We start from the raw sequence: 11,661 nt of genomic DNA, 5'->3' as shown, positions 1-11,661 counted from the left end.
CGACCTAGTCTTTGCGGATTGGCTCTTCGACTTTATGCGCTTGCGCGTCGATCGTGTGCGGCTGGTTCAGGGGTGAGCCCTGTGGCGCGGCCTGCGGTGGCTGCTGCGGCTGTACCGGCGGCGGGGTTTGATCGGCTTTTTCTTCATCGCTCATGGCTTTGCGAAAGCCCTTGATCGACTCGCCCACATCAGTGCCCAGGCCCTTGAGTTTCTTGGTGCCGAAAATCAGTACCACGACAACCAGGATGACGATCCAGTGTTTCCAGTCAAAAATACCCATGAAGCATTCCTCGTAGAAGTTTCAAATTCGAAAATTGACAATCAGTCGGCCGGGCGCGCGGCTTTTTCCGCATGACCCGAAAGGCCGAAACGGCGGTCCAGTTCATCGAGCACCGCTTGTGGATGCTGACCCAGCGCGGCAAGCATCACCATGCTGTGAAACCACAGGTCAGCGGTCTCATAGATGACGTCGCTGCAATCGCCGCTGACGGCGGCGTCCTTGGCGGCAATGATCGTTTCGACCGACTCTTCGCCGACCTTTTCCAGAATCTTGTTCAGACCCTTGTGATACAGGCTGGCGACGTAAGAGCTGTCGGCAGCCGCGCCTTTGCGCGATTCCAGCACTTCGGCCAGGCGGGACAAGGTATCAGTCATGTTTCAGTGTCCTGCGTGGTAAATGGAGTCCGGATCTTTCAGTACCGGGTCCACGGTTTTCCAGCCGGCATCGTTGTAGACGCGGTAGAAACAGCTTTCGCGACCGGTATGGCAGGCGATACCGCCGATTTGCTCGATCATCATGATGATCACGTCGGCGTCGCAGTCCAGGCGCAGCTCATGCAGTTTCTGCACATGGCCTGATTCTTCGCCTTTGCGCCAGAGTTTGCCACGTGAACGCGACCAATAGATGGCGCGATTTTCGGCGGCGGTCAGGCTCAGCGCCTCACGGTTCATCCACGCCATCATCAACACGCGCCCGGTTTTGTGATCCTGGGCAATCGCCGGCACCAGGCCGTCGCTGTCCCACTTGATTTCGTCCAGCCAGTCTTTCATATCTACTCCGGCAGCCGGGCTTGGGGCCTCGGCGGGTTGAACAGTGTGCCAGCGGCCAGCGCCGCTGGCTATCGGCGCACGACCAGATACAAACCGGCAACGAGCATGATCCACGCCGGCCATGCAGTAGGCGCGACCAGTGCGCCACCGTCTGCGGCAAGCGTCGAGGCCATGACCGCTCCGCCGGCCAGCAACCCGGCGCCCAGCAGGCGCAAGGCCCAGCCATCACCGCGCTCGCGCCAGGGTGGTGGCGGATCGTTGGCGTGGGGCTGGGACATGCGCTCCAGCAGGTCGCGGGTCATGTTGGCCAGATGCGGAATCTGCTCGACCTGGGATTGCAGGTTGCTGAACAGGGTTTTCGGGCTGACGCGCTCGCGCATCCAGCGTTCCAGGAACGGTTGGGCGGTGCTCCACAGGTCCAGGTCCGGATACAACTGGCGACCCAGGCCTTCGATGTTCAACAGGGTTTTTTGCAGCAGCACCAGTTGCGGCTGGACTTCCATGTTGAAGCGTCGCGCCGTCTGGAACAGGCGCATCAGCACCTGACCGAAGGAAATATCCCTGAGCGGTTTCTCGAAGATCGGCTCGCACACCGTACGAATCGCCGCTTCGAACTCGTTGAGCTTGGTTTCGGCTGGCACCCAGCCCGAATCAATGTGCAGCTGCGCCACGCGGCGATAGTCGCGCTTGAAGAAAGCGAACAGGTTGCGCGCCAGATAGTCCTGATCTTCCGGAGTCAGGCTGCCGACAATCCCACAGTCGATGGCAATGTATTGCGGGCTCCACGGGTTGACCGTGCTGACGAAAATATTGCCGGGGTGCATATCGGCGTGGAAAAAACTGTCGCGGAACACCTGGGTGAAGAAAATCTCCACGCCCCGTTCGGCGAGCATTTTCATGTCGGTGCGCTGATCGGCCAAGGTCGCCAGATCGGTGACCTGAATGCCGTAGATGCGTTCCATAACCAATACTTTCGGCCGGCACCAGTCCCAATAGACCTGCGGCACGTACAACAGCTGCGAGCCTTCGAAGTTGCGGCGCAGCTGGCTGGAGTTGGCCGCTTCACGCAGCAGGTCCAGTTCGTCGTAGATGGTTTTTTCGTAGTCGGCGACCACATCCACCGGATGCAGCAGGCGCGCATCGGCGGACATGCGCTCGGCGGTGCGGGCCAGAATGAACAACCACGCCAGGTCCTGGCCGATGATCGGCTTGAGGCCCGGACGCACCACTTTGACCACGACTTCTTCGCCGGTCTTGAGCTTGGCGGAGTGCACTTGCGCAACCGACGCCGAGGCCAGCGGCGTGACATCAAAGCGGCTGAACACTGCGCTGATCTTCGCGCCCAGCTGCTCTTCAATCAGCTTGATCGCCAGTTGCGGATCGAACGGCGGCACGCGGTCCTGCAGCAGCATCAGCTCGTCGGCGATGTCTTCGGGCAGCAGGTCGCGGCGCGTGGACAGCAACTGGCCGAACTTGATGAAGATCGGTCCCAGATCCTGCAAGGCCATGCGCAGTCGCGCGCCGCGCGGCAGCTCCGACACCTTGCGCGGAAACCAGCGCCACGGCATGACAAAACGCAGGGCGAGCATCCACCAGGGCAGCGGCAGGGCGAACAGCAAGTCATCGAGACGGTAGCGGATCACGACACGCTGGATGCGGAACAGACGGCGGACGGCAAGCAACTTCATGCGTTATCGCTGGAATTAAGGGATTGGGCGAGGCGCTCAAAGCGCGCCTCAAGGCGTTCCAGATCGAGTTTGATCTGATCGAGTTCGGCAAAACGTGCTTCGGCTTCGTGCGTACCTACCAGTGTGCGCGATTCTTCGCTCAGGTAATCCGCAAGATTCTGACTCATGCTGGCGAAGCTTTCGCTGCTCCAGCGGGCGCGGCTGCGCAGATGATTGCCCAACAGCGTACTGGCGACCGGGCCGAGCCAGCGTGACAGCTCGAATTCCCAGTCCAGCTCCAGATCCTGCAGGATGCCGAACAGTTCGAGCAACACTGAACTGTCACCATCAAGTTCGACATCCGGGCCGTGCAACACGGCGGTCTTGTCCTGGCTCAAGGCCAGGCGCATCAGGCTTGCGGCCGGCGCACGCAGGGTGCAATCGGCCTCGACTTCCCAATGCGCGGCGAGCAGCAAGCCTTCGTCGCTGGGCAGGATGAACAGCTGCAACGCAGGGTTACGGCAGTCAACCGCGATCACCTTGCCGCTCAGACGCTCCAGACGCGGCAGGGCCGTGCTGTCCAGGCGCAGCACACGGTTCAGACCGTGCTCGACACTGGCGAGCAAGCCGCGCAGCAACATCAGGGCTTGATGCCGCGATGCAGCGCGACAACACCGGCTGTCATGTTGTGATAGGTCACGCGGTCAAAACCGGCTTCGACCATCATCGACTTCAGGGTTTCCTGATTCGGGTGCATGCGGATCGACTCCGCCAGATAGCGATAGCTTTCCGAATCGTTGGTGACCAGTTTGCCCATCAGTGGCATGAAGGCGAACGAGTACGCGTCATAAGCCTTGGACATCAGCTTGTTGGTCGGCTTGGAGAACTCCAATACCAACAGACGGCCGCCCGGCTTGAGCACGCGCAGCATGGAGCGCAGCGCGTCTTCCTTGTGCGTCACGTTGCGCAGGCCGAAGGCGATGGTCACACAGTCGAAGTGGTTGTCCGGGAACGGCAGCTTTTCAGCGTCGGCCTGGACGAACTTGACGTTGCCGGCAACACCCAGATCCAGCAGGCGGTCGCGACCGACCTTGAGCATGGAGGCGTTGATATCGGCCAGCACCACTTCGCCGGTCGGGCCGACAAGGTGCGAGAATTTTTTGGTCAGGTCGCCCGTACCACCGGCGATGTCCAGCACACGGTTGCCCGTGCGTACGCCGGAAAGCTCGATGGCAAAGCGTTTCCAGAGGCGGTGCATGCCACCGGACAGCAGGTCGTTCATCAAGTCGTATTTGGCCGCGACGGAGTGGAAAACCTCCGCAACTTTCTCGGCCTTCTGGCTTTCCGGCACATTTTTGTAACCGAAGTGAGTCGTGGGTTCGGCATCGCTGCCTTTGCGCGGATCGTTCATATCGCGGTCACCGGAATAAAGTGCGGCCATTCTAATCGTCGGGGCTGGCTTTGTCTTGACAAGGCTCATCGACAACAGTTTCTTCGTTCGGAGCGGCTGTTATAGTTGCGCCACGATTTACCTTGCGCTGAAGGAGTCCTTTAATGGCCCGAATCACTGTTGAACGCCCGCACGCACTGGGCAAAGAAAAGGCCCGCGAGAAGGCTGAAGTGCTGGTGGAAAAGCTGGCGGAAAAATATGGCATCGCCCATGAGTGGAACGGCGACAGCGTCGAACTCAACGGCAAGGGCGCCAAAGGCACCGTGGATGTCGAAGACGCGCTGGTGCGGGTCGACCTTGAGCTGAACTTCTTTTTGTCGGCCATGAGCGGGCAGATTCAGGCTGAAGTCGAAAAGCAGCTGGATAAGGCGTTGGTTTCTTGATGCGTTAAACCTGTTGGAGCGAGGCTTGCCCGCGAATAAAGTCGGGACGACTTTCCTCCTGTGGTAAGCCTCTGACTTTTGCGACTGCTTCGCAGCCGTTCGCGGGCAAGCCTCGCTCCAACGGAGTCCGCGTCCTACGCCCCTCCAACATCACCCAAACCTAGGGTGAGCATTCTAATTTTTCCGCCTACTTTGTGCCTATGCCCCATTCCCACGGGGATGTCCTCCAACTTTAGAATGAGAGGTGCAGCATGGCCAAAGTAAGGTTGTTGAAGAAAAAAGCCGAAGACGAACAGGAAACGGCGCTCTCCGAAGTCAGACTCTATGCGCGCAAGATCTGGCTCGCCGGCCTGGGCGCTTATTCCTGGGCCGAACAGGAAGGCAGCGAGTACATCAAAGAGCTGATCCGTACCGGCGAAGAAACCGAGAAGAAAGCCAAGCAGGTTATCGACGAAAAAGTCGAAGCAGCGAACAGCGAAATCATAGCCTTCACCGATGATGTGGCCGAAGTCGCAGACGATGTTGAAAGCCGGTTGGACAAAATCGAAAACGCCTTTGATCGGCGTGTTGCCAGTGCCCTGAATCGCATTGGCATCCCTTCCAGACATGACGTCGAGACACTCTCTGCTAAGCTCGATGGGCTGACGGCATTGCTCGAACGTGTCGTCAATAAAAAATAAGGAGAGCGGGATGGCAGGCAAGAAAAAACTCGAGAAAGAAGGCAGCTCCTGGATCGGCGGAGTCGAAAAATACTCCCGTCAAATCTGGCTGGCTGGTCTGGGTGCTTACTCCAAAGTCAGCAATGACGGCAGTAAGCTTTTTGAAACCCTCGTCAAAGATGGCGAGAAGGCCGAGAAAGAAACCAAGGCCGACGTCAACAAGCAGGTCGATGAAGTCAAGGGCAAGGCGAAGTCGCGCGTTGGCGACGTGAAGGACCTTGCGCTGGGTAAATGGAGCGAGCTGGAAGGGGCTTTCGACAAACGCCTAAACAGCGCCATTTCCCGCCTGGGCGTGCCGAGCCGCAATGAAGTCAAGGCACTGCACAACAAGGTTGATCTGCTGACCCGGCAGATCGAAAAGCTGACTGGCGAATCGGTACCGCCGGTTACCCGTGCGTCGGCATCCCGGCCCAAAGCCACGGCCAAGCCATTGGTCAAGGCAGCCGCCAAGACCGTCGCCAAAACCGCTGATAAGGCTGCGAGCAAAACCGCAGCGGCCAAGCCAGCTGTGAAAGCGGCAGCGGCCAAACCGGTTGCAGCGGCCAATAAAGCGGCGACGGCCACGGCCAGCAAGGCTAAAACGGTCGCAGCCAAGGCTTCCACGCCGAAAAAGCCGGCAGCGCCTAGAAAAGCGGCTGCACCGAAGACCGCAGCCGCCAAGCCGGCCACTGCGAAACCCGCGACCACTCCGGCCGCAAGCGCTACACCGGCTGCCAGCACTGCGGCAACCTCCCCGGCAGCGAGTTCCAACTCGACATCGTCGACGCCTGCCAGCCAGTCCTGATTCAAGGCTGGATAACAAAAAACCCGACCTGTGCAAGCAGGTCGGGTTTTTTGTCGGTTGGAATCCCGTTGGCGCGAGGCACGGACCTGTAGGAGCCGAGCTTGCTCGCGATGAACGATAACGCGGTGGATCTCGCACTCCGAGGCGCCTGATTCGCGGGCAAGCCTCGCTCCAACAGGTTGTGTGTTTTTGGCGGCAATCACGCCTCCAGATAATGCATCGCCAACTGCTGCGCGGCATCGCGTGAAGCGGGGATCAGGTGCGGCGCGACCAGCATCATAATCTGGTAGACGACGACCTCGCTCTGACCTGCGCGGCCCAGAATGCGCTGGTAATCCAGGGAAAACAGCAAAGTCATGCTGATCTGCTCCACCAGTTGCCCCAACGCCTGGGTATCGCTGACGATCTGCCCTTCGGCCTTGAGGCGCGCCAGCAGCGACGCCAGGGTGCGTTTGATGGCATTGAGCAGATTACGAATCCCCCGCGCCAGCTTCGGCAGGCGTCCGGCGAGGTTGGACAGGTCCTGAAACAGGAACCGGTAATACGCCAGGCGCTCGACGATCAGGTGCAGGAACAGCCAGTAATCCTCTGCCGCCAGTCGCGCGTTGTCCGGTGGGTCGAGCAGCGGTGCCAGCTCAGCATGAAAGCGTTCGAACAGCTCAAGGATCACCGGCTCCTTGCCATGAAAGTGGTAATACAGATTGCCGGGGCTGATCCCCAGTTCGTTGGCGATTTCCAGCGTTGAAACGTTCGGCTCGCCCTGCTCGTTGAACAGGGTCAAGGCACATTCAAGTATGCGGTCGCGGGTTTTCATCCGGTCTTCTTGTTTTGAATTGTTGGAGCGAGGCTTGCCCGCGAAGGGGTCATGTCAGTCGATACAAATGTCGGCTGATAGATGGGTTCGCGGGCAAGCCTCGCTCCAACGGCATCACGCCTAACGCACATGCACATAAGTCCCCGGCGCAGCCTCCATTGGCGGGTAATTGGCGTTGCCCAGGGTGGTCAGGGTTTCCCGCTGTGTGCCGGACCGCGCCTTGACCCACTCCAGCCAGGTCGGCCACCAACTGCCGTCATGGTTTTTCGCGTCGTAATACCAGGCGCGCGGGTCGCTGCTGAGTTTTTCATGTTCGACAAAGGTCGATTTGGGATTGCCCGGCGGATTCAGAATGCTCTGCACATGACCGCTGTTGGACAGCAGGAAGCGTCGTTCGCCGCCCAGCAACAAGGTCGAGCGATAGACCGCGTCCCAGGGCGTGATGTGATCGTTGATGCCGGCGACGTTGAAGCTGTCGACGTTCACTTTCTGCAAGTCGATGGGTGTGCCGCACACTTCAAGACCGCCTGGATGGGTCAGCGGGTTGTGCTTGAAGAAGTCCAGCAAGTCGCCGTGCATGGCCGCAGGCAAGCGCGTGCTGTCGTTATTCCAGTAGAGGATGTCGAACGCCGGTGGCGATTTACCCAACAGGTAATTGTTGATCCAGTAAGTCCAGATCAAGTCGTTGGGGCGCATCCAGGCAAACACCTTGGCCATGTCGCGGCCGTCCAGCACGCCTTGTTGATAGGAACGGCGTTTGGCGGCTTCCAGCGTCTGTTCGTCGATGAACAGCGTGGCCGGACTTTCCATCTGGCTGTCGAGCAGGCTGACCATATAAGTCGCGCTGGAAACGCGGCGCAGCTGACGCTTGGCTTGCAAATGGCCTTGCAACGCCGCGATGGTCAGGCCACCGGCGCAGGCGCCGACCAGATTCACCTCCCGCGCACCGGTAATCGCGCGGCAGATGTTCAGGGCTTCTTCTGCCGCCTGAACGTAGCTGGAAAGCCCCCACTCGCGATGGCGCACATCCGGGTTACGCCAGCTGATGGCAAAGGTTTGCAGGCCGTTCTTGAGGCAGTACTGCACGAAGCTGTTATTCGGGCTGAGATCGAAAATGTAGAACTTGTTGATCTGCGGCGGCACGATCAGGATCGGCCGTGCGTACTGTTTTTCGCTCATGGGTTTGTACTGGATCAGCTCCAGCACTTCATTGCGAAACACCACCGAGCCGGCCGTCGTCGCCACGGTGCGGCCCACTTCGAACGCGTCTTTGCTGGTCTGGCTTGGCAGGCCATTGTTGTGCAGCAGATCGTCGAACAAATGACTCAAGCCTTTAACCAGGCTGTTGCCGCCGGTGTTGAACAATTCCTTGATCGCCATCGGATTGAGCAAGGTGTTGGACGGCGATACCGCATCGTTGATCAGAGAGAAAATGAAGTGAGCACGCGCGCGGTCGTCTTTGGACAGATCGCTGTCGTCGATCCAGTGCCTGACCTGATGCTGCCAGCTCAAATACGCCTGCAGGCCGCGTCGGTAAAGCGGGTTGAGGCTCCACGTCGGATCATTGAAGCGTGCATCGCGCGGGCTCAGCGTGTAGGGCATTTCGCCGAGCAGGATGACGCGGCTCAGTTGGCGACCCAGCGCCAGCGTGTGGCGGGCGCTGCGCAATGGATGGCGCAAGCCCTGCGCGGCCATGGTCCGCAGGGTCGAAAAAAAATCCTGGCCGCGCAAACCGGTGATCGCGCTTTGCGCGTTGATGTAAGTCGCAGTGATGTCGGTATTCTTGACTGGTTTTTCTCGCATGGGGGCAACACTCCTTCGTCGTACCATCGAACCAATACAGCTACGCAAGACCCTGTCCCAGCGGGCTTGCGTCGTTCTGCGCCGTAGCGATACTCCATTCTTCGCGCGCAGTCAGTGAAGCGTCTTGCCAATCGTGAATCGCGAACCTTGAGTGGTGGATTAAAGACGATGAATTCAGCGCGCGCCGGGCGCGGGATGCGGATGCATGACGGCGCGCTGCCGTTCCTGCTCCAGAAATTTCATGATGATCGGGGCCACGGCTTCAGCCCGGGTGATCAAAAACAAATGACCGTCATCGATTATGTGTAGCTGGGCATTGGGTATCCGCCAGGCCAGAAGTCGCATATTGATCAGCGGGATCAGCGGGTCGTCGTCACCGGCCAGCACCAGCGTCGGCTGATGGATCTTGTGCAGCCAGTGAATGCTGGTCCAGCCCATGCCCGCGAACAACTGCCAGTAGTAACCCAGCTTGCCGGACGAGCGGACCTTGGCCGCATGGTTCGCCGCGAGATGCGGATCGCGCCGAAAAGCACCGCCGTAGATTTCCGGCGCGATACGAATCACGTGGGACGGCTGGATATAACGTCGCGGGCTGGCCATCAACCACAGTACGCGGGGTTTGCCCGGCACCATGACCGCGCCCGCCGCCGTTGCCGCCAGCACCAGCTTTTTGCAACGCTCCGGGTAATCATAGGCGAACTGCTGGGCCAGCGCGCCGCCCCACGAAACGCCGATGACATTGACCTGACCGTAATCCAGATAATCGAGCATCCGCGCCGCCAGCTTGGCCAGGCCAGGAAAGCGATAAGGCCGGTTGGGCGTCGAAGAACCGCCAACGCCCGGCACATCGAACGCAATCACTTCCAGATCCGGGTCCAGCGCATCGACGAACGGAAACACCAGCTCCAGGTTGGCACCGATGCCGTTGAAAATCAGCAAGGGTGTCAAATGAGGCTTGCCGGGGCGCACTGCGGTGCGAATGCTGTGACCATTCAAATCAATGGTGCGAAAAATAAACGGTAGCGGCATGCACGAAAGCCCAATTGAATTTATGAGGAGCTCGTGGGACCGGATTTATCCGGGAAGGCGGCATTTCCGACGACGAGAATGCAGCGGATATACGGGCCTCTTCCCGGATAAATCCGGTCCCACAGACAGCCAAAGCGTCAGCCGTCAGCGCTCATGAACATACGTACCCGGCGATGCCTCGCCCGCCGGCCAGGTTTTATTACCCAGCTGCGCCGGGGTCTTTTTCAGCTTGCCCGAACGCTCGGCCTGCCAGGTTTGCCAGTGCAGCCACCAGGAATCGGTGTGTTTGGTGCCGTTCTCTTGCCAGACCTTGGGGTCTGCGGGCATATCGGTATTGGTCATGTAGCGCGACTTGGGATTGCCCGGCGGGTTGAGAATGCTCTGTATGTGACCGCTGCTGGACAGCACGAATTCAGTCTTGCCGCCAAACAACTGCGCCGACTTGTAGCAGGACAGCCACGGCGTGATGTGATCGTTGGTGCCAGCCAGGCAGAACACGTCGCTGGTGACCTGCTTGAGGTCAATCGGCGTGCCGCAGACTTCCAGGGCGTTGGGCCTGATCAGTGGATTGTTCTTGAACATCTCGATCAGGTCGCCATGAAACGCCGCCGGCAGACGCGTGGTGTCGTTGTTCCAGAACAGGATGTCGAATACCGGCGGTTCGTTGCCCAGCAGGTAATTGTTGACCCAGTAATTCCAGATCAGATCGTTGGGCCGCATCCAGGCAAAGATCTTGGCCATGTCGCGCCCTTCCAGCACGCCGGCCTGATAGGAATGGCGCTTGGCCGACTCCAGGGTTTGCTCGTCGACGAACAGCGCCACATCGCTGTCCAGCGTGGTATCGAGGACGCTGACCAGCAACGTCAGGGCATTGACCTTCTGCTCGCCCAGCGCCGCGTAATGCCCGAGCAGCGCGGTGCAGGTGATGCCGCCGGAACAGGCGCCCAGCATATTGATGTCTTTGCTGCCGGTGATGGCCATGACCACTTCCACCGCGTCCTTGAGGGCGTCGATGTACGTTGACAGTCCCCATTCGCGCTGGGCCTTGGTCGGGTTGCGCCAGCTGACGATAAACGTCTGCACTTGGCTGCGCAGGCAGAAGCGCGCCAGGCTTTTTTCAGGACTCAGATCGAATACGTAGAACTTGTTGATTTGCGGCGGAACGACCAGTAGCGGTCGTTCATACACCTGCTCGGTGATCGGCTTGTACTGGATCAGTTCCAGCACGTCATTGCGATACACCACGGCGCCTTCGGTGGTGCCCAGACTCTTGCCGACTTCGAAAGCGTCCATGTTGACCTGGCTCGGCATGCCGCCGTTGTGCACCAGATCCTTGGCCAGATGCGACAGACCGTCGAGCACGCTTTTGCCGCCCGTTTCGAAGAAGCGCTTGACCGCTGCGGGGTTGGCCGCGCTGTTGGTGGGCGACATGGCTTCGGTCAGCAGATTGATCACAAAGTGACCACGACTGATGTCCTGCGGTGACAGATTGCTGGAACCGACCCATTCGTGAAGCTCCTTGCGCCAGGCCAGGTAGGTCTGCAGATAACGGCGATACAGCGGGTTCTGGCTCCAGGCCGGGTCGAGAAAACGTCGATCGTCGCTGTCCGGTTGCAGGGCCGATTTGCCCAGCAATACGTTCTTGAGTTCGAGGCCAAAATGCGCGACATGCTTGGCGCTGTGCCAGGGTTGCTTCAGCGCCTGACGTAACACCGTCCGCGCAGTGGTGAGTAAATCCTTACGGCGCAAGCCCACCACGGGATTGAGTCCCAGGGTGTGTTCAGAAGCTTGCTTTTGCAGGTCATCGTTGCTTTTGCTACTCATCTACGACGCTCCATTGTCCTGAGACGAGCGCTGACTTCCCTGTGAAAAAACAGCGCCACAGGCTAATGCCAGCACTATTGCTCGGGTTACCGATGATGGCTAAAAACACTTGTTCCAAGGGAACCGGCATCGCCACCG

13 protein-coding genes are annotated in these 11,661 nt (G+C 59.3%); 3 read left to right on the top strand and 10 right to left on the bottom strand.

The window, feature by feature from the left end:
- Positions 1-4: 4 nt before the first annotated feature.
- From AFK24_RS01880 to ubiE, 6 genes are all read right to left on the bottom strand, one after another.
- The gene (locus tag AFK24_RS01880) at positions 5-280 is read right to left on the bottom strand and encodes a twin-arginine translocase TatA/TatE family subunit (protein WP_020293514.1); all 276 of its coding nucleotides are present in this window, start codon (positions 278-280) and stop codon (positions 5-7) included.
- A gap of 41 nt (positions 281-321) precedes the next feature.
- Positions 322-654, bottom strand: coding sequence for a phosphoribosyl-ATP diphosphatase (locus tag AFK24_RS01875; RefSeq protein WP_020293515.1), 333 nt, complete (start codon positions 652-654; stop codon positions 322-324).
- Between the two features lie 3 nt (positions 655-657).
- Positions 658-1,050, bottom strand: coding sequence for a phosphoribosyl-AMP cyclohydrolase (hisI, locus tag AFK24_RS01870; RefSeq protein ID WP_065831622.1), 393 nt, complete (start codon positions 1,048-1,050; stop codon positions 658-660).
- 68 nt (positions 1,051-1,118) lie between these two features.
- A complete protein-coding gene (gene ubiB, locus AFK24_RS01865) occupies positions 1,119-2,738 on the bottom strand; it encodes a ubiquinone biosynthesis regulatory protein kinase UbiB (RefSeq protein WP_065831621.1) in 1,620 nt (539 codons plus the stop codon).
- Positions 2,735-3,358, bottom strand: a complete 624-nt coding sequence (locus tag AFK24_RS01860) for a ubiquinone biosynthesis accessory factor UbiJ (RefSeq protein WP_065831620.1) — start codon at positions 3,356-3,358, stop codon at positions 2,735-2,737. The genes ubiB and AFK24_RS01860 overlap by 4 nt, the downstream gene beginning before the upstream one ends.
- The gene (ubiE, locus tag AFK24_RS01855; protein WP_020293519.1) at positions 3,358-4,128 is read right to left on the bottom strand and encodes a bifunctional demethylmenaquinone methyltransferase/2-methoxy-6-polyprenyl-1,4-benzoquinol methylase UbiE; all 771 of its coding nucleotides are present in this window, start codon (positions 4,126-4,128) and stop codon (positions 3,358-3,360) included. Before ubiE ends, AFK24_RS01860 begins: the two co-directional genes overlap by 1 nt.
- A gap of 143 nt (positions 4,129-4,271) precedes the next feature.
- Between ubiE and AFK24_RS01850 the strand changes: the two genes are divergently transcribed.
- From AFK24_RS01850 to AFK24_RS01840, 3 genes are all read left to right on the top strand, one after another.
- Positions 4,272-4,550: a polyhydroxyalkanoic acid system family protein gene (locus AFK24_RS01850; protein ID WP_065831619.1), complete on the top strand. Its 279-nt coding sequence runs from the start codon at positions 4,272-4,274 to the stop codon at positions 4,548-4,550.
- A 251-nt stretch (positions 4,551-4,801) separates the two neighbouring features.
- Complete coding sequence (locus AFK24_RS01845) at positions 4,802-5,230, top strand: phasin family protein (protein ID WP_065831618.1); 429 nt, start codon at positions 4,802-4,804, stop codon at positions 5,228-5,230.
- A gap of 10 nt (positions 5,231-5,240) precedes the next feature.
- On the top strand, positions 5,241-6,053 hold the full coding sequence (locus tag AFK24_RS01840) for a phasin family protein (protein WP_065831617.1): 813 nt from the start codon (positions 5,241-5,243) through the stop codon (positions 6,051-6,053).
- A gap of 199 nt (positions 6,054-6,252) precedes the next feature.
- Here the strand turns inward: AFK24_RS01840 and AFK24_RS01830 are convergent, their stop codons facing one another.
- The 4 genes from AFK24_RS01830 to phaC (AFK24_RS01815) all read right to left on the bottom strand — a co-directional run bounded on the left by AFK24_RS01830 (position 6,253) and on the right by phaC (AFK24_RS01815) (position 11,523).
- On the bottom strand, positions 6,253-6,867 hold the full coding sequence (locus AFK24_RS01830) for a TetR/AcrR family transcriptional regulator (RefSeq protein ID WP_065831615.1): 615 nt from the start codon (positions 6,865-6,867) through the stop codon (positions 6,253-6,255).
- Positions 6,868-6,987: 120 nt separating this feature from the next.
- Positions 6,988-8,670, bottom strand: coding sequence for a class II poly(R)-hydroxyalkanoic acid synthase (gene phaC / locus AFK24_RS01825; RefSeq protein WP_065831614.1), 1,683 nt, complete (start codon positions 8,668-8,670; stop codon positions 6,988-6,990).
- Between the two features lie 174 nt (positions 8,671-8,844).
- On the bottom strand, positions 8,845-9,699 hold the full coding sequence (phaZ, locus tag AFK24_RS01820) for a poly(3-hydroxyalkanoate) depolymerase (protein WP_065831613.1): 855 nt from the start codon (positions 9,697-9,699) through the stop codon (positions 8,845-8,847).
- Positions 9,700-9,843: 144 nt separating this feature from the next.
- Entirely contained in the window at positions 9,844-11,523 is a 1,680-nt protein-coding gene (phaC, locus tag AFK24_RS01815; RefSeq protein WP_065831612.1) for a class II poly(R)-hydroxyalkanoic acid synthase, read from the bottom strand.
- Between the last annotated feature and the right edge of the window lie 138 nt (positions 11,524-11,661).

It is taken from the genome of Pseudomonas syringae (assembly GCF_001698815.1).
GTDB lineage: Bacteria > Pseudomonadota > Gammaproteobacteria > Pseudomonadales > Pseudomonadaceae > Aquipseudomonas > Aquipseudomonas syringae_A.
The sequence above is the reverse complement of the archived record's forward strand: the minus strand, read 5'-3'. Positions and strand labels throughout refer to the sequence as shown.

What these genes read in the sequence shown, in the direction of transcription:
- AFK24_RS01880 (WP_020293514.1), bottom strand. Translation starts at nt 280, where the DNA reads ATGGGTATTTTTGACTGGAAACACTGGATCGTCATCCTGGTTGTCGTG.
- AFK24_RS01875 (WP_020293515.1), bottom strand. Translation starts at nt 654, where the DNA reads ATGACTGATACCTTGTCCCGCCTGGCCGAAGTGCTGGAATCGCGCAAA.
- hisI (WP_065831622.1), bottom strand. Translation starts at nt 1,050, where the DNA reads ATGAAAGACTGGCTGGACGAAATCAAGTGGGACAGCGACGGCCTGGTG.
- ubiB (WP_065831621.1), bottom strand. Translation starts at nt 2,738, where the DNA reads ATGAAGTTGCTTGCCGTCCGCCGTCTGTTCCGCATCCAGCGTGTCGTG.
- AFK24_RS01860 (WP_065831620.1), bottom strand. Translation starts at nt 3,358, where the DNA reads ATGTTGCTGCGCGGCTTGCTCGCCAGTGTCGAGCACGGTCTGAACCGT.
- ubiE (WP_020293519.1), bottom strand. Translation starts at nt 4,128, where the DNA reads ATGAACGATCCGCGCAAAGGCAGCGATGCCGAACCCACGACTCACTTC.
- AFK24_RS01850 (WP_065831619.1), top strand. Translation starts at nt 4,272, where the DNA reads ATGGCCCGAATCACTGTTGAACGCCCGCACGCACTGGGCAAAGAAAAG.
- AFK24_RS01845 (WP_065831618.1), top strand. Translation starts at nt 4,802, where the DNA reads ATGGCCAAAGTAAGGTTGTTGAAGAAAAAAGCCGAAGACGAACAGGAA.
- AFK24_RS01840 (WP_065831617.1), top strand. Translation starts at nt 5,241, where the DNA reads ATGGCAGGCAAGAAAAAACTCGAGAAAGAAGGCAGCTCCTGGATCGGC.
- AFK24_RS01830 (WP_065831615.1), bottom strand. Translation starts at nt 6,867, where the DNA reads ATGAAAACCCGCGACCGCATACTTGAATGTGCCTTGACCCTGTTCAAC.
- phaC (WP_065831614.1), bottom strand. Translation starts at nt 8,670, where the DNA reads ATGCGAGAAAAACCAGTCAAGAATACCGACATCACTGCGACTTACATC.
- phaZ (WP_065831613.1), bottom strand. Translation starts at nt 9,699, where the DNA reads ATGCCGCTACCGTTTATTTTTCGCACCATTGATTTGAATGGTCACAGC.
- phaC (WP_065831612.1), bottom strand. Translation starts at nt 11,523, where the DNA reads ATGAGTAGCAAAAGCAACGATGACCTGCAAAAGCAAGCTTCTGAACAC.